At 60.6% G+C, this 15,537-nt stretch carries 15 protein-coding genes; 12 read left to right on the forward strand and 3 right to left on the reverse strand.

What is annotated here, in order from left to right; translation table 11 throughout:
• The 4 genes from cobN to WLY71_RS16025 all read left to right on the forward strand — a co-directional run.
• The coding region (cobN, locus tag WLY71_RS16010) for a cobaltochelatase subunit CobN (RefSeq protein WP_347804307.1) at nucleotides 1–2,510 on the forward strand (2,510 nt) is incomplete at its 5' end.
• An 86-nt stretch (nucleotides 2,511–2,596) separates the two neighbouring features.
• Complete coding sequence (locus WLY71_RS16015) at nucleotides 2,597–3,595, forward strand: magnesium chelatase ATPase subunit I (RefSeq protein WP_347804333.1); 999 nt, start codon at nucleotides 2,597–2,599, stop codon at nucleotides 3,593–3,595.
• 119 nt (nucleotides 3,596–3,714) lie between these two features.
• Nucleotides 3,715–4,254 carry a vWA domain-containing protein gene (locus WLY71_RS16020; RefSeq protein WP_347804308.1) on the forward strand — a complete coding sequence of 180 codons (540 nt, stop codon included), beginning with the start codon at nucleotides 3,715–3,717 and terminating at the stop codon, nucleotides 4,252–4,254.
• A 25-nt stretch (nucleotides 4,255–4,279) separates the two neighbouring features.
• Complete coding sequence (locus tag WLY71_RS16025; protein WP_347804309.1) at nucleotides 4,280–5,926, forward strand: phospholipase D-like domain-containing protein; 1,647 nt, start codon at nucleotides 4,280–4,282, stop codon at nucleotides 5,924–5,926.
• A gap of 136 nt (nucleotides 5,927–6,062) precedes the next feature.
• On the opposite strand, the gene WLY71_RS16030 is transcribed toward WLY71_RS16025, so the two are convergent.
• Nucleotides 6,063–7,289, reverse strand: coding sequence for an NADH:flavin oxidoreductase/NADH oxidase family protein (locus WLY71_RS16030; protein WP_347804310.1), 1,227 nt, complete (start codon nucleotides 7,287–7,289; stop codon nucleotides 6,063–6,065).
• A gap of 77 nt (nucleotides 7,290–7,366) precedes the next feature.
• Between WLY71_RS16030 and WLY71_RS16035 the strand changes: the two genes are divergently transcribed.
• On the forward strand, nucleotides 7,367–7,771 hold the full coding sequence (locus tag WLY71_RS16035) for a MerR family transcriptional regulator (protein ID WP_347804311.1): 405 nt from the start codon (nucleotides 7,367–7,369) through the stop codon (nucleotides 7,769–7,771).
• Here WLY71_RS16035 and WLY71_RS16040 read toward each other — a convergent pair.
• Nucleotides 7,761–9,311 (reverse strand): MFS transporter, encoded by a 1,551-nt coding sequence (locus tag WLY71_RS16040; RefSeq protein WP_347804312.1) that lies wholly within the window; start codon nucleotides 9,309–9,311, stop codon nucleotides 7,761–7,763. The two genes, WLY71_RS16035 and WLY71_RS16040, sit on opposite strands and share 11 nt — an antisense overlap.
• Before the next feature lie 103 nt (nucleotides 9,312–9,414).
• Between WLY71_RS16040 and WLY71_RS16045 the strand changes: the two genes are divergently transcribed.
• Nucleotides 9,415–10,281, forward strand: a complete 867-nt coding sequence (locus tag WLY71_RS16045; protein WP_347804313.1) for a LysR family transcriptional regulator — start codon at nucleotides 9,415–9,417, stop codon at nucleotides 10,279–10,281.
• A gap of 62 nt (nucleotides 10,282–10,343) precedes the next feature.
• Here the strand turns inward: WLY71_RS16045 and WLY71_RS16050 are convergent, their stop codons facing one another.
• Nucleotides 10,344–10,787: a thioredoxin family protein gene (locus WLY71_RS16050; protein ID WP_347804314.1), complete on the reverse strand. Its 444-nt coding sequence runs from the start codon at nucleotides 10,785–10,787 to the stop codon at nucleotides 10,344–10,346.
• Nucleotides 10,788–11,130: 343 nt separating this feature from the next.
• On the opposite strand from WLY71_RS16050, the gene WLY71_RS16055 reads away from it, so the two are divergent.
• The 6 genes from WLY71_RS16055 (at nucleotide 11,131) to WLY71_RS16080 (ending at nucleotide 15,498) form a co-directional block, all read left to right on the forward strand.
• Entirely contained in the window at nucleotides 11,131–11,979 is an 849-nt protein-coding gene (locus tag WLY71_RS16055) for a transporter substrate-binding protein (protein ID WP_347804315.1), read from the forward strand.
• 51 nt (nucleotides 11,980–12,030) lie between these two features.
• A complete protein-coding gene (locus tag WLY71_RS16060; RefSeq protein WP_347804316.1) occupies nucleotides 12,031–12,693 on the forward strand; it encodes an amino acid ABC transporter permease in 663 nt (220 codons plus the stop codon).
• Nucleotides 12,694–12,702: 9 nt separating this feature from the next.
• Nucleotides 12,703–13,365, forward strand: a complete 663-nt coding sequence (locus tag WLY71_RS16065) for an amino acid ABC transporter permease (protein ID WP_347804317.1) — start codon at nucleotides 12,703–12,705, stop codon at nucleotides 13,363–13,365.
• Entirely contained in the window at nucleotides 13,362–14,153 is a 792-nt protein-coding gene (locus WLY71_RS16070; protein WP_347804318.1) for an amino acid ABC transporter ATP-binding protein, read from the forward strand. The genes WLY71_RS16065 and WLY71_RS16070 overlap by 4 nt, the downstream gene beginning before the upstream one ends.
• A gap of 44 nt (nucleotides 14,154–14,197) precedes the next feature.
• Nucleotides 14,198–14,587, forward strand: coding sequence for a RidA family protein (locus WLY71_RS16075; RefSeq protein ID WP_347804319.1), 390 nt, complete (start codon nucleotides 14,198–14,200; stop codon nucleotides 14,585–14,587).
• 146 nt (nucleotides 14,588–14,733) lie between these two features.
• On the forward strand, nucleotides 14,734–15,498 hold the full coding sequence (locus tag WLY71_RS16080; protein ID WP_347804320.1) for an IclR family transcriptional regulator: 765 nt from the start codon (nucleotides 14,734–14,736) through the stop codon (nucleotides 15,496–15,498).
• Nucleotides 15,499–15,537 lie beyond the last annotated feature (39 nt).

Raw genomic sequence — 15,537 nt, forward strand, 5'->3', positions numbered from 1 at the left:
GCCTCGCGCTGGACGACTACAACCTGATGTTCAACGCCTTGCCCGAATCCAACCGACAAGCCGTGCTGGAACGTTGGGGCACGCCGCAAAGCGATCCGATGTGCCGTGGCGGGCGAATGATGATTGCCGGACTGCGCTTTGGTCTGACCTTCGTCGGCATTCAACCGGCGCGCGGTTATCAGGTGGACCCGAGCGCGGTGTATCACGATCCGGACCTGGTGCCGCCTCACGGTTACCTGGCGTTCTATTTCTGGTTGCGCAACACCTACGGCGCCCACGCTGTGATCCACGTCGGCAAGCACGGCAACCTCGAATGGTTGCCGGGCAAAGGCGTCGGTCTGTCCGAGAATTGCTGGCCGGATGCGCTGCTCGGTCCGCTGCCGAACATCTATCCATTTATCGTCAACGATCCGGGCGAGGGCGCCCAGGCCAAGCGCCGTACGCAGGCGGTGATCATCGATCACCTGATGCCGCCGCTGACCCGCGCCGAAACTTACGGCCCGTTGCGCAACCTCGAATTACTCGCCGACGAGTATTACGAAGCGCAGTTGCTCGATCCGCGCCGTGCCCGGGAATTGCAGCGCGACATCCTGCAACTGGTGCGCGAGACGCACATCGACCGCGAACTGCAACTGGACGAAAAGCTCGACAGTGATGCCGATGCAGCGATCTGGTTGCCGCGTCTGGACACGTATTTGTGCGACTTGAAAGAGTCGCAGATCCGCGACGGTCTGCATGTGTTTGGCGAGTCGCCGACCGGGCGCTTGCGCATCGACACCTTGCTGGCGTTGTTGCGCATTCCGCGTGGCGATGGGCGTGGTGCGCAATCGAGTCTGCTGCGGGCCTTGGCCAAGGCGTTTATGTTGGGCTTCGATCCGCTGGATTGTGCGCTTGCCGAACCTTGGATCGGGCCGCGTCCGATTGAACTGCAATCCCTCACCGACGAAGTCTGGCGCACCGCCGGGGATACCCGTGAACGTCTGGAACTGTTCGCCACGCAACTGATCTCGCAAACTCTAAACCAACCTCAAGCCAACCCCGGCCCCTGTGGGAGCGAGCTTGCTCGCGAAGCGGTTGAGCATCCAACATTGATGTCGATTGACCCACCGCTATCGCGAGCAAGCTCGCTCCCACAGGAGGCCACTTGGTCCGACGTCAGCGCGATCGTCGACAGCCTGCGCGAAGTCGTCGCTCCACGGCTGGACGCCTGCGGTCCGGCGGAAATGCGCGGTCTGCTCGACGCGCTCAGCGGCCGCTTCGTGCCGGCCGGCCCCAGCGGTGCGCCGAGTCGCGGTCGACTCGACGTGCTGCCGACCGGGCGCAACTTCTACTCGGTGGACGTGCGTAACCTGCCGACCACCACCGCGTGGCGTATCGGTTTCCAGTCGGCCAACCTGATTCTTGAACGACACTTGCAAGATCACGGCGATCACCTGCGTCAGCTCGGCCTGTCGGTGTGGGGCACCGCGACCATGCGCACCGGTGGCGACGACATCGCCCAGGCCATGGCGTTAATGGGTGTGCGCCCGGTCTGGGCCACGGGCAGTCAGCGGGTCGACGACTTCGAAATTCTGCCGCTGAGTCTGCTGGACCGTCCGCGCGTGGACGTGACGTTGCGCGTCTCCGGATTCTTCCGCGATGCCTTTGCCAATCTGATCCGCCTGTTCGACGCCGCCGTGCAAGCGGTCGCCGCCCTCGACGAGCCGGACGACTTCAACCCCTTGGCCGCCAAGGTGCGTGCCGAGCGCGAAGCGTTAATGCAATCGGGGCTGGATGAAGAGGCGGCCAAGCGTCAGGCCGGTTGGCGCATCTTTGGTGCCAAACCCGGTGCTTACGGCGCGGGCGTGCAGGGCGCCATCGATGGTCGTCTGTGGCAAAGCCGTGACGACCTGGCCGAGGTTTACCTGAATTGGGGCGGCTACGCTTACGGCGGTTCTGACGAAGGCACCGCGGCGCGAGCGCAGTTCGCTCAGCGCCTGAGCCAGGTTCAGGCTGTGCTGCAAAACCAGGACAACCGTGAACACGACTTGCTTGATTCCAACGACTATTACCAGTTCCAGGGCGGCATGCTCGCGGCTGTGGAAAGCCTCAGTGGTGAAGCAGCGGCCAGTTACCATGGCGATCACAGTCAGCCGGACTTGCCGAAGATCCGCACGTTGAAGGAAGAGCTGAACCGGGTGATTCGCTCCCGGGCAGCCAATCCGAAATGGATCGACGGCGTGAAGCGTCATGGCTACAAAGGCGCGTTTGAACTGGCGGCGACGGTTGATAACCTGTTTGCCTTCGACGCCACAACGCAATTGATCGACGACCACCAGTACGCGTTACTGGCGGATGCGTATTTGCTGGATCCGGCGACTCGTGATTTTGTCCGTGAGCATAATCCGCATGCGTTGCGCGACATGACTGAGCGGATGCTGGAAGCGCAGCAGCGGGGGATGTGGAAGGAGCCGGGCGAGTATCGCGAGGCGCTGGAGAATTTGTTGTTGGATATAGAAGAAGATAGTTAATGCGCCGCAAAACCCTGTGGGAGCGAGCTTGCTCGCTCCCACAGGTACAAGGTGTGCCTGCTACCGACCATGACCGAGTATTGAAAATGACCGACACCCCGCATTTCCCTCTCTCCGCCGTGGTCGGCGCCGACGATCTCAAACTCGCCCTCTACCTGACCGCCATCGACCCGAAAATCGGCGGCGTACTCATCGAAGGCCCTCGCGGCATGGCCAAATCGACCCTGGCCCGAGGCCTGGCGGATCTACTGGCCAGCGGCCAATTCGTCACCTTGCCGCTTGGTGCCACCGAAGAACGGCTGGTCGGCACCCTCGATCTGGACGCCGCCCTGAGCGAGGGCCGTGCACAGTTTTCCCCCGGTGTACTGGCCAAGGCTGACGGCGGCGTGCTCTACGTTGATGAGGTCAATTTATTGCCCGATCACCTGGTGGACCTGCTGCTGGATGTGGCCGCCAGCGGCACCAACCTGATCGAACGCGACGGCATTTCCCATCGGCATCCGGCGAAGTTCGTGCTGATCGGCACCATGAACCCGGAAGAGGGTGAGCTGCGTCCGCAACTGCTCGACCGTTTTGGCCTGAACGTCGCCCTCAGTGGCCACACAGCACCGACCGAGCGCGGCCAGATCATCCGGCGACGGCTGGATTTCGACAGCGATCCCCACAGCTTCTGCGCCGAATGGGAAAGCCAACAGCAGTCTCTGCGCGAACGTTGCCAGAAAGCGCGCAGCGCGCTGGCAAGCATCCCACTCGACGATCATGCGCTGGCGCAGATTACCGAGCGCTGCTTTGCCGCCGGTGTCGATGGCTTGCGGGCCGACCTGGTCTGGTTGCGCGCGGCGCGTGCCCACGCGGCGTGGCGTGGGGCGAGCGCCATCGCCGAGGAAGACATCGACGCCGTCGCCGAGTTTGCCTTGCGCCATCGCCGTCGCGAGTCATCGCCACCAGCGCCGCAACAAAGTCAGCCGCCCTCTACGCAAAATGCCAACCCGAGCGAAGGCCAGGGCCAATGGGGTGAAATGCCCGCTCAGGCGCTCCCGGTCGGCGCACGACGTGACGTGCCGAGCTGGCCAAAAAAGCCCTAGGCATTCGCCCTCGATCTGATGCGGGGGCGAATGCCAGACCCCGTGCCGGACGGCTGGACAATGGCAAGCAGGGTAAGCGTCACGCGGCGCGTAGCGGCTCGATCAATTGGCCCGGTACATTGCTGAACGGCCGCCCACGTCAGCTCGACGATGTCTTGTTTCACCTGCGCACCCGTTCGCCCCACGAACTGTGGCTGGTGATTGTCGACGCTTCGGCCTCGACACGCCGTCATCAGGCGTTGAGCGATGCCAAGGGCTTGCTGGCGCAACTGTTCGACGATGCCTATCGCCAGCGTGCGCGCCTGGCGTTGCTCACTGCCAGTGGTCATGTGCCGAAATGGCAAGTGCAAGGGTTGAAAGCCTCCGCGGGTTTGCGCAACTGGCTTGATGGGCTGGGAGCGGGCGGTGGTACGCCGTTGCTGGCGGCGCTGGGTGAGGCGGGGCGATGGCTGGCTGCACGACAAAAACGTTTTCCGGCGGAAAAGCAGCGTTTGTTGCTGGTGACCGATGGTCGATTGAAGGACTGGTCGATATTGCCGGCGCTTGATTGTCCGGGGCTGCTGATCGACATCGAACGCGGGCCGATTCGGCTTGGGCGGGCTAAGGTGATGGCTACCGAGTTGCAGGCCGAATATCGACATATCGATGATATGGAGTGAACCAGAAAGATCACAGGAGTGAGTCATGCGCGTTCTAGCCGCCAACATTCAGGATGATTTTCGCGTCAAGGCCTACGCCGGCACCAATGGCGTGCTGTTGGCCATGGACCTGGCCGAACCCCGTCGCAAAGGCCTCTTGGGTTTCGCCATCGAAAAACAGCAAGGCCCCAAGCCTTGGCTGTTCCTGTTCAACAGACTGACCTTTCCCGGCAAGGTGCATACCTTTCCCCAGTTTCACGCCACCCCCAGCGATATCGCGCCGTTGCAGAAATTTCGCTGGGCCGATTACGCGGTCAATCCGGGGATGACGATCCATTACCGAATCCACCTGGCCTACGGCAGTATTGATGCGCCGCAACTGGGAGAATTCCTGGAAGTGACGGTCACCTCCGACAATGGTCAGCCGAATAACCAAAGCGTGATCTTCAATCGCGCAGTGGCCGCCAGCCAGGCGTTCCAGCGCAAGTTTCCCGAGCTCGACGCGCTGATCAGCGCCAACAAGAACCTGCCCATCGAAGCCTGGCCGGATGTCCCGCGGCAGTGGCTGGAAAACGGTTTGCTCGGACGTTTGCTGGGGTTTATCGAGCGTGCGGTGGATGGCCAGTGGGCGCTGGACATTGCCATCTACGAGTATGAATTGCAGGCCATTGTCGATGCGGTCAATGCCGCGTTCGAGCGAGGGGTAAACGTTCGAGTCCTGTATCACGCTCAACCGGGCGATGAGGGCACCACCCTGAACGAGGCCAGCCTGGAAAAAATCCCGGCAGAGAACAAGCGCGGTCGAGTCACCCATAACATCTTCCACAACAAATTCATGGTGCTGAGCCGGCTCGACGCGGTGGGGCAGCGTCAGCCGGAAGCAGTGCTTTGCGGCAGCACCAATTTCACGCCCAACGGCGTTTACCGCCAGGCCAACGTAGTGCATGTGCTGGACGACACACACGTCAGCGCCAGTTATCTGCGCACCTTCGAGCAGGTCTGGAGCCACCCGGCGGATGTCGGCGACACCCGAAACTGGCTCACCCAAAACAACCCGATGGATTCGCTGCAGCCGATGTTCGCCGGTTTCTCTCCGCGGTCGGGCAAGGGTGATCTGCAAGCGTTTGTCGAGATCATCAGCGCCGCGAAAAAAGACGTGCTGTTCGTCACCGCGTTCGCCTTGCCCGACGACATCCTGAACGCCTTGCTCGGCCTGCCCCACGACGACATTTTGCGTTACGGCCTGCAAAACACCGCCAGCCGTATCACCGGTTTCCACGCCGACCGCACCGCCGAATTCGCCGCCACCGCGCTGCTCAACACCGGGCTGGAAGGCTGGCTCAGAGAGAACATGAAAGGCCAGAAGGGCAACCTGCTGGTGCACACCAAAGCCGTGGTGACGGACTTCACTAGCGATGCGCCGACGATCATCAGCGGCAGCCATAACCTCAGTGCCGCGGCCAGCAATGGCAATGACGAGAACTACCTGATCATTCGCGGTGATACCGATCTGGCAGACCGTTATGGTCTGGAACTGCTGCGGTTCTACGAGCATTACCGCTTTCGCTATTTCGCCAGGAAACTCGCGCTCAAGCAGGTCCATCCATTGGCGGCGGATGACAGCTGGACCGATGACTATTACCTCGACGGGGATTTGCGTCAGCTATCCAGATTGCGTTTTTCCGGACGGTAAACACCCTTGCAGCGCAGACGTACCCTTGTGGGAGCGAGCCTGCTCGCGAAGGCGGCCTTCCAGTCAACCATGATGTTGTCTGACACTCCGCTTTCGCGAGCAGGCTCGCTCCCACATTCGATCTTCGACAACTTGATTACTTCAGTCCCATCGCCTGCCGGTACTGACGAGTACGCCGGGCGATGTACACGCGGTCGAGAATCAACGCCCATAACGCCGAAACGTCGGGACGGGTCTTGCGCCCGCGGCTCAGGCGATTGAGCTGGAATTTCACGACGGCCATGCTCGCCAGTGCCGCCAGGGGTTTGCGCTTCCAGCGAATCGGCGGCAGTTGCGGGTGACTGTTCTGACCTTCGCGCCAGCGTTTGACCAATTGAGGTTCGAGCGCCAGTGCCGTGCCGATCCCGGCCATGGCGATGCCGCTGTCGAGCACCTGTTCGACGATCGCCAGGCGTCGAATCCCGCCCGTCACCATCACCGGCATGTTCGCCACACGGGCCAATTCCCCGGCCATCTCCAGAAAGTACGCTTCACGCGCCAGGGTCCGACCATCCCGGGCCTCGCCTTGCATGGCCGGGGCTTCGTAGCTGCCGCCGGAGAGTTCCAGCAGATCGATCGGTTGATCGTTGAGCCATTGGATGACTTGCCGGGCATCGTCGGCATCGAAGCCGCCGCGCTGGAAATCCGCCGAGTTGAGCTTCACCGCCACGCAAAACTGCGGCGACACAGACTTACGCACGGCGCTGACCACCGCCAGCAACAAGCGCGCGCGATTTTCCAGAGAGCCACCCCAGCGGTCGGTTCGGCGGTTGGTCAAGGGCGAGAGGAATTGGCTGATCAGATAACCGTGCGCGGCATGAATCTGCACCCCGGTGAAGCCGGCCTTTTCCGCCAGGGCAGCGCTTATGGCGAAGCGTTGGATGACGTCTTCAATGTCGCGCTCGCTCATGGGTTTGGGCTCGGCAAACATCTTCGAGAACGCGCCCAGGTCCAGTGCCACCGCCGAAGGCGCCAACGCTTGCTGGCCGAGGTTGGCCATGGTCTGACGGCCAGGATGATTGAGCTGCATCCAGAACTGCGCGCCACCGGCCCGGCCGATGCTTGCCCATTGGCGAAAGCGTTCAAGGTGCCGTTCATCTTCCAGCACCACGCCACCGGGACCGGTCATGGCGCGGCGGTCGATCATCACGTTGCCGGTCAGCAACAGGCCGGCTTCGCCTTCGGCCCACGCCTGATACAGGCGGAACAAGGCCTCTGCAGGTGCCTGCCCGCTGTCAGCGAGGTTCTCTTCCATCGCGGCTTTGGCGATGCGATTGCCGATGGTCTGGCCGTTGGGCAAATTCAACGCTTGGAAGGGCGACATGCTTGACTCCTCATCAGTGAAGAGTAGAGGCTAAGCTTAAAGTCAGCTTTAATGTCAAGCAGGTAAATGAGGTCGTGATGAAGATTGGTGAATTGGCGCAATTGAGCGGGTTGAACGCGTCGCGCATTCGGTTTTACGAGGCTCAGGGTTTGATTCGGCAGGTGGAACGCCGGGCCAACGGTTACCGGCATTATCCCGACCAAGCGTTGCAAACCCTGAAAATCATCCTTTGCGCCCAGCAGGCTGGGTTCAGCCTGGAAGAGTTGAAACAGTTATTGCCGGACAGCGCGACCGGTGAGTTCAAGCAAGACGAATTGCTGGCGGGTCTTACGCGCAAAGTCGAACAGATCGAAGAGATGCAGCTGCACTTGGCGCAGAGCAAGGCGCAGCTGTTGGAGGTGATCGACAACATTCAGTCGCGGCCCGAGGGCATGGGCTGCGAAGCGAATGCCCAGCGGGTATTGGCGTCGTTCAAGCCTTAGCGCCGAGGGTTGCAGCCGAGGGGGCGGGGATCGGATTGCGCATCAGCGTGCCCACCACCAGCGCTCCCAGTAGTGCCAATAACCCCGCGACCCACAACAGCAGACTGAAGCCACCGACGAAGGCTTGCCGGGCCAACGGTTCGACCACGGTGCGCGCGGTTTCCGGTAACAGGCCCATCGCCGCCGTCATGTCACCGGCCACCACCCGCGAGGCGATCCCCTGGGTTTGGCCGAGCCATTGCACGCCATGCTCCGACAGACTGGTGCGCAACAACAGCTCGGTATGACTGGATAACAACGCCCCGAACACGCCGATGGCCAGCACGATTGCGCTGAAGCGCATGGTGGTGCTCATGCCTGAAGCCATGCCAGTGCGCTCCCGTGGCACGCAGGCCATGATGTTCTTTTGCGTATCGCCGTTGAGCAGCCCGGCACCGGCGCCCGTCACCGCAATCGCCAGGGCGAAGGGCAGGTAACCGCCGCTGCTGACCGCCCAGGCACTGAGCAGATTGCCGCTGCCGACCAGGGTCAAACCGGCGGCCATCAATGTGGCGGGGGCAAACCGACGCGCCAGACGTACGCCGATACGCGGGCAAATCAGCATGGTCAGGGCAAACGGCAACATCCCCAGACCTGAAGCGATGGCCGAGAAATCCAGGCCGTTTTGCAGGTAGAACGGCAGCAGGGTCATCATCACCTGGGCGCAGCCAGCGTAGGCAAACATGCCCAATAGCGCGCCGATGAAACGCGGATGCTTGAACAGTTGCAGGTCGACCATCGGCCGCCGCTGCATCCGTTCAATCACCACGAACAGCCCCAGCAACAGAGCGCCGCCGATCAGTCGAGCGTAGGTCAGCGGATTGCTCCAGCCGATCCGGTTCGCCTCGATCAGGCCCCAGATCAGGCACAGCAAACTCGCACTGAACGCCAGGCTGCCCCAGGGATCAAGGCGTGCGGACTGCGTGTCGCGGGACTCCGGCACGGCGCGCCAGACCATCACCATCAACAACAATCCCACCGGCAAATTGAGGTAGAAAATCCAGCGCCAGCCCATGTATTCGGTGATCAGCCCGCCGACCGTCGGCGCGGCGGTCATCGCCACCCCCATGCACGCGCCCCAGAACGCCCAGGCCTTGGCCCGCTCCACTTCATCGTGAAAGGTGTGGCCGATGGAGGCGAGCGCCGAGGTCAGCAGCAAGGCCGCGCCGACACCCTTGATCGCCCGGGCGATGTCGAGGAACAGCGCATTGGGCGCGGCACCGCAACCGATGGACGCGAGAATGAAAATGGCCAACCCGCACAGCAGGGTTTTCTGCCGGCCGAAGCGGTCGGCGATGCTGCCAGCCGGCAACAAAAGGGCGGCGAAGGCCAGCATGTAAGCGCTGACCACCCATTCGATGTCGGCAAAGTTTGCGCCCAGGTCGCGGGCGATCGTTGGCAGCGTCACGGCGACAATGTTGGTGTCGAGGACGATCAGCGAGCAAACGCCTGAGGCTGTGAGTAATGTCAGGCGCGGACTCACCTTGGGTTTGACGGGCATGGCAACGTTTCTCTACTGTGAAAGTCAGTGCAGCTTATCGTCTGTTGACGCTTCCCTTGTTAGGCGTGCCTTGTCACTTCATTACCTTTGAGCTAACGCACCCATGGACATACGGCATTTCCGCTATTTTCTCGCCGTTGCCCGACAAGGCAACTTCACCCGCGCCGCCGAACAACTCGGTATCGCACCGCCGACCTTGACTCGACAGATCCAGGACATGGAGAACGAACTCGGCACGCGATTGTTCGTGCGCCAAACACGTGAAGTCAGCCTGACCGAGGCGGGCGCAGCGCTGGTGATCGAGGCCGAGGCAACGGTGCGGCAATTTGAATATGCTCAGTACAACGCCCAGCGTGCCGGGCGCGGGGATATTGGCCATATCGAACTGGGTTACGTGGCTTCGGCGGTGTATTCGGGCTTGCTGCAGAAACAGGTGCAAGCCTTCAGTCGCGAGTGTCCTGACGTCAGCCTGAACGTACGGGAAAGTCCCATGGCGTCATTGCCGGTGATGGTGGTCGAGGGGCGTTTCGACATTGGCTATGTCCGCTCACCCATGACCCTGCCTGAAGACCTGGAAGCCATTCGCCTGGACGCAGAAGGTTTTGTGCTGGCGGTGTCGACCGAGTCCTGGCTGTGCCGATTGCCAGAGATTGGCCCGGAACATTTGCAGAACGAGACGTTCATCCTGCCGGAGCAAATCAGCGGCACCTTGCAAGTCGCCGCCGAGGGTGGATTTGCGCCGAAACTGGGGGCGCAACCGGGCGGGCTGGTGGCGGTCATTGCGTTGGTGTCGTTGGGGCAGGGCGTTGCAGTTGTGCCCGAATCAGTGGTTGGCCATGTGGGTTTGCCCGGCGTGTTGTACCGGGCAATTAAAGGTTGCGAGGCGAGTTCGTGGTTGTCGTTGATTTATCGTCGGTTCGAGAAGTCCGCGGCGGTAGGCCGGTATATCGAACAGGTCAAAAATCGCTAAGCGCAAAAGATTCGCGAGCCTGCTCGCGAAAGCGATCTTTCAAACACTGAAAATGACACGGATTAACAGCAAACCCGCCGATTCAACTGCTGAGTTGCGCGACGCACAGTGCACATCCTTCGCAGGGTCTGGCGCAACCACGCCAGATCGTGAACCGGTTTACGCTTCACCGTTGCCGGTTTCACCTTGCCGATGTGCCTGGCGAAGTCTTCCTGCAGGGTTTGCTCAGTGCCGATTCCCTTGAGCTTCTTCAGCAACTTCCCATCCTTGTAAAACAGCACGGTGGGTGTGCCGGTGACGTCCGGGTGGCGGGGGGATTCGCTGGTGTTCAGCATGTAGATCTGCGCGTGATGCCGATACGGCTCAGCGATCTGGCGAAACACCGGTCCGGCCATTTCGCAGGCGGGGCAGTGTTGACTGCCGAAGTACAGGATCACCGGGCGCCAGGTTTTCAGGGCCTTGCGGTAGACCGGGGCCAGCGCTTTGCGAGCGATTTTCGAGCTCATTGAAATCTCCTTTTTCACAGTGCATCGGGTGCCTGTTGACGGTAAAGGAATCAGCCGCGATGAGTCTACTGTCAGAAATTACAGGTAGAGCGCTGCTTCATTTTGAATCGCTACCCTTCAAATGTGGTGCAAGTACCCGTGCGTTGTGGCCATCGGTAGCGGTACTCGACGTGTGCATTGGGTAACAGAGTGACCTGTGCTGTGCCCATCTTATTGATTCACCTGGTTTTTCAATCTCCCCAACATTCCGCCCACATCCTGTGGCACACTTTCTGCTGTCTATTCCGTTGTTACATACCAATATCCGGTATAGCGGAATAAACATCACCCTGGAGTGCTTGCCATGCATCGCCGACCTTCCTTGTTTAAAGCGTGTATTTTTCTTGTCGCAGCTTCAGCTGCTGCCATGGGCGTGGTCCAGGCGGCGGACGGCAAGCTCGATAGCGTGCTGGCCCGCGGGAAACTGATTGTTGGCACGGGCAGTACCAATGCGCCGTGGCACTTCCAGGGAGCGGATGGCAAGTTGCAGGGTTTTGATATCGATATCGCGCGGATGGTGGCCAAAGGGTTGTTCAACGACCCAAGCAAAGTCGAGTTCGTGGTGCAGTCGTCCGATGCGCGGATTCCCAACCTGCTGACCGACAAAGTCGACATGAGCTGTCAGTTCATCACCGTGACTGCCAGCCGTGCCCAGCAAGTGGCGTTCACGCTGCCGTACTACCGCGAAGGTGTTGGCCTGCTGTTGCCGGCCAACAGCAAGTACAAGGAAATCGAAGACCTGAAAGCCGCCGGCGACAGCGTGACCGTGGCGGTGCTGCAGAACGTGTACGCCGAAGAACTGGTGCATCAGGCGTTGCCCAAGGCCAAGGTCGATCAGTACGACAGCGTGGACCTGATGTATCAGGCGGTGAACTCCGGCCGTGCCGACGCCGCTGCGACCGATCAGTCGTCGGTGAAATACCTGATGGTGCAGAACCAGGGGCGCTATCGCAGCCCGGCTTATGCCTGGAGCCCGCAAACCTACGCGTGCGCAGTCAAGCGCGGCGATCAGGACTGGCTGAACTTCGTCAACACCGCCTTGCATGAAGCCATGACCGGTGTTGAATTCCCGACCTACGCGGCCTCCTTCAAGCAGTGGTTCGGTGTCGATCTCCCGACTCCAGCCATCGGTTTCCCCGTCGAATTCAAATGATCCCGTGAGAGCGGGGCGGCGTAAATCGCCCCGTTCAAGGTACTGCTGACCATGAACTATCAGTTGAACTTTGCTGCCGTGTGGCGCGATTTCGACACCTTGCTGGCGGGGCTCGGTCTGGGTCTTGAGTTGGCGCTGGTGTCGATCGCCATCGGTTGCGTGATCGGCCTGATGATGGCGTTTGCTTTGCTGTCAAAGCACCGCGCATTGCGTGTGATGGCGTCAATGTATGTGACGGTGATCCGTAACACGCCGATTCTGGTGTTGATTCTGTTGATCTACTTTGCCTTGCCCAGTCTGGGGATCCGTCTGGACAAGATCCCGTCGTTCATCATCACCCTGTCGCTGTATGCCGGGGCCTATCTGACCGAAGTGTTCCGCGGTGGTCTGTTGAGCATTCCCAAAGGCCAGCGCGAAGCGGGGTTGGCGATCGGTTTGGGCGAGTGGCAGGTCAAGGCGTACGTCACCGTGCCGGTGATGCTGCGAAATGTGCTGCCGGCCTTGTCGAACAACTTCATTTCGCTGTTCAAGGACACCTCGCTGGCCGCGGCGATTGCCGTGCCGGAGCTGACCTATTACGCGCGCAAGATCAATGTCGAGAGCTACCGGGTGATTGAAACCTGGCTGGTGACCACAGCGCTCTATGTGGCGGCCTGTTACCTCATTGCCATGATGCTGCGTTACCTCGAGCAGCGTCTGGCGATTCGCCGATAGGAGGCCCACATGTACGAATCCCCCAGTTGGTTGCATGAGTTATGGGTTGCCCGTGAAGTGCTGTGGCAAGGCTTTTTGACCAGCGTGCAGGTCTCGGCCCTGGCGATTTTATTGGGCACGATGGTCGGCATCGTCGCGGGTCTGGTGCTGACCTACGGCAAGTTCTGGATGCGCGCGCCGTTTCGGTTTTACGTCGACATCATTCGCGGCACGCCGGTGTTTGTCCTGGTGCTGGCCTGCTTCTACATGGCGCCCGCACTAGGTTGGCAGATCAGTGCCTTTCAGGCCGGTGCGTTGGGGCTGACGCTGTTTTGCGGCTCCCACGTCGCCGAGATTGTTCGCGGCGCGATGCAAGCGCTGCCCAGCGGTCAGATGGAAGCGAGCAAGGCCATCGGCCTGACGTTTTATCAAGCACTCGGTTACGTGTTGTTGCCTCAGGCGTTGCGGCAGATCTTGCCGACCTGGGTCAACTCGTCCACCGAGATCGTCAAGGCCTCCACGCTGCTGTCGGTGATCGGTGTGGCTGAATTGTTGCTCAGCACGCAGCAAATCATCGCCCGGACCTTCATGACCCTCGAGTTTTACCTGTTCGCCGGATTTCTGTTTTTCGTCATCAACTACGCCATCGAATTACTCGGCCGGCACATTGAAAAGCGGGTGGCCTTGCCATGACTCAACCTTCCAACACTCAAAACGCTCAGGCCCTGCTGGACATCCGCGGCCTGCACAAACAATACGGCCAGCTCGAAGTGCTCAAGGGCGTTGACCTGACGATGCAGCGCGGCAACGTCGTCACGCTGATCGGTTCCAGCGGCTCGGGCAAGACCACGCTGCTGCGTTGCGTGAACATGCTCGAAGAGTTCCAGGGCGGGCAGATCATGCTCGATGGCGAGTCCATCGGTTATGACGAGGTCAACGGCAAGCGCGTGCGGCACCCGGAAAAAGTCATCGCCCGGCATCGGGCCATGACCGGCATGGCGTTCCAGCAGTTCAACCTGTTTCCGCACCTCACGGCGTTGCAGAACGTCACCCTCGGTTTGCTCAAGGTCAAAAAGCTGCACAAGGATGAAGCGGTGGCCCTGGCGGAAAAATGGCTGGAACGGGTCGGCTTGCTGGAACGCCGCGATCACTTCCCCGGTCAGTTGTCCGGCGGTCAGCAACAGCGCGTGGCGATTGCCCGGGCGATTGCGATGAACCCGAGCCTGATGCTGTTCGACGAAGTCACTTCGGCCCTCGATCCGGAACTGGTGGGCGAAGTGCTGAGCGTGATCAAAGGCCTGGCCGAAGACGGCATGACCATGCTGCTGGTGACCCACGAAATGCGTTTTGCGTTTGAGGTCTCGGACAAAATCGTTTTCATGAATCAGGGGCGGATCGAAGAGCAGGGGCCACCCAAGGAACTGTTCGAACGCCCACAATCACCGCGTCTGGCTGAATTTCTGAAGAACACGCGGTTCTGATTTTATTCAAAAGAATTTTCACTTTTCAATCAGGAGAAACACTCATGAGCATTACTCGTTACGGCACCGGTAGCACCGCCGGTGGCGGCCAGCCCCGTCCTTTCGCCCGCGCCGTTGAAGCCGATGGCTGGCTGTACGTGTCCGGGCAAGTACCAGCGCTGGATGGCGAAATCATTGTGGGTGGCATCGTCGAACAGACTCACCAGGCCATGAAGAACCTGATCGCGATTCTCGAAGAGGCCGGTTACGGTCTCGAAGACGTGGTGCGCGCAGGCGTGTGGTTGGAAGATCCGCGGGATTTCTGGAGTTTCAACAAGGTGTTTTCCGAGTACTTCAAAAGCGAACATGCACCGGCGCGGGCCTGCGTGCAGGCGAACATGATGGTCGATTGCAAGGTTGAGATTGACTGCATCGCGTACAAGAAAAAGGCCTGAACCGAGGCGCGCCCATCGCGGGCAAGCCACGCTCCCACAGGGAAACGCATTCTAATGTGGGAGCGTGGCTTGCCCGCGATGGCGGCCGAACGGTCAACATCGCACTCTGATTAAACTCCCCGGCGACTTTGAATGGGAACACAGACATGACCGAAGACACCATCAAGCGCCGGGCTCGCGGTCTGGACCGGGCGTTCGATATCCTCGATTTCCTCAAGGAAGTCGGCAAGCCCCTGCGCCCGAACGAAATCGCCAGCGGCATCGGCAGCCCGAAATCCACGGTCTACGAATTGGTCGCCTCCTTGCTGGACCGGCGGATTCTCGAGCCCGTGGGTAAGGACGGTCACGTCTACCTCGGCCGTCAGCTGTACTTCCTCGGGCAGGCGCACTTGCGCCATTTCGACCTGACCCGCGAGGCCGATCACGCCTTGCAGGAGATCGTCAGCCAGACCCGCGAAACCGCGCAGATGTGCCTGCTCAACGGGCGCAAGTACACCGTGGCATTGATGAAAGAGGGCGAGCGGCATTTCCGCATTTCCTCGGACATCGGCGAGAGCGCACCGATTCCCTGGACCGCTTCCGGGCGCCTCTTGCTGGCGCACCTGAGCGACCAGGAAATCGTCGACCTGATCGATCACGACGACTTCATCCTGCCCAACGGCGAGCGTCTGCCGCTTGCGCAGTTTCTCCAGGAAATCCGCCAGGCCGGTATCGATGGATTTTTCTCTTTCGATAGCGTCGCCGACACGTTTACCCATTGCTTCGCCGCCCCGGTCAAAGACCCCAACGGCGTGGCCATTGCGACCCTGTGCATCGTTGCCCCGCGGGCCGATGCCAAGAACAACTACAACGACTATCGGCGGGTGCTGATCGACAGCGCCAACAACCTGGCCCGTCGCATCAACGAATAACAGCGGCTGCCTGCGGCCGCGAATGTGAGGAGTTCGACC

The organism is Pseudomonas rossensis (assembly GCF_039888995.1).
GTDB classification, from domain to species: Bacteria; Pseudomonadota; Gammaproteobacteria; order Pseudomonadales; family Pseudomonadaceae; genus Aquipseudomonas; species Aquipseudomonas rossensis.

What these genes read in the sequence shown, in the direction of transcription:
- WLY71_RS16070 (WP_347804318.1), top strand. Translation starts at nt 13,362, where the DNA reads ATGACTCAACCTTCCAACACTCAAAACGCTCAGGCCCTGCTGGACATC.
- WLY71_RS16050 (WP_347804314.1), bottom strand. Translation starts at nt 10,787, where the DNA reads ATGAGCTCGAAAATCGCTCGCAAAGCGCTGGCCCCGGTCTACCGCAAG.
- WLY71_RS16060 (WP_347804316.1), top strand. Translation starts at nt 12,031, where the DNA reads ATGAACTATCAGTTGAACTTTGCTGCCGTGTGGCGCGATTTCGACACC.
- WLY71_RS16015 (WP_347804333.1), top strand. Translation starts at nt 2,597, where the DNA reads ATGACCGACACCCCGCATTTCCCTCTCTCCGCCGTGGTCGGCGCCGAC.
- WLY71_RS16035 (WP_347804311.1), top strand. Translation starts at nt 7,367, where the DNA reads ATGAAGATTGGTGAATTGGCGCAATTGAGCGGGTTGAACGCGTCGCGC.
- WLY71_RS16055 (WP_347804315.1), top strand. Translation starts at nt 11,131, where the DNA reads ATGCATCGCCGACCTTCCTTGTTTAAAGCGTGTATTTTTCTTGTCGCA.
- WLY71_RS16065 (WP_347804317.1), top strand. Translation starts at nt 12,703, where the DNA reads ATGTACGAATCCCCCAGTTGGTTGCATGAGTTATGGGTTGCCCGTGAA.
- WLY71_RS16030 (WP_347804310.1), bottom strand. Translation starts at nt 7,289, where the DNA reads ATGTCGCCCTTCCAAGCGTTGAATTTGCCCAACGGCCAGACCATCGGC.
- WLY71_RS16045 (WP_347804313.1), top strand. Translation starts at nt 9,415, where the DNA reads ATGGACATACGGCATTTCCGCTATTTTCTCGCCGTTGCCCGACAAGGC.
- WLY71_RS16075 (WP_347804319.1), top strand. Translation starts at nt 14,198, where the DNA reads ATGAGCATTACTCGTTACGGCACCGGTAGCACCGCCGGTGGCGGCCAG.
- WLY71_RS16025 (WP_347804309.1), top strand. Translation starts at nt 4,280, where the DNA reads ATGCGCGTTCTAGCCGCCAACATTCAGGATGATTTTCGCGTCAAGGCC.
- WLY71_RS16080 (WP_347804320.1), top strand. Translation starts at nt 14,734, where the DNA reads ATGACCGAAGACACCATCAAGCGCCGGGCTCGCGGTCTGGACCGGGCG.
- WLY71_RS16040 (WP_347804312.1), bottom strand. Translation starts at nt 9,311, where the DNA reads ATGCCCGTCAAACCCAAGGTGAGTCCGCGCCTGACATTACTCACAGCC.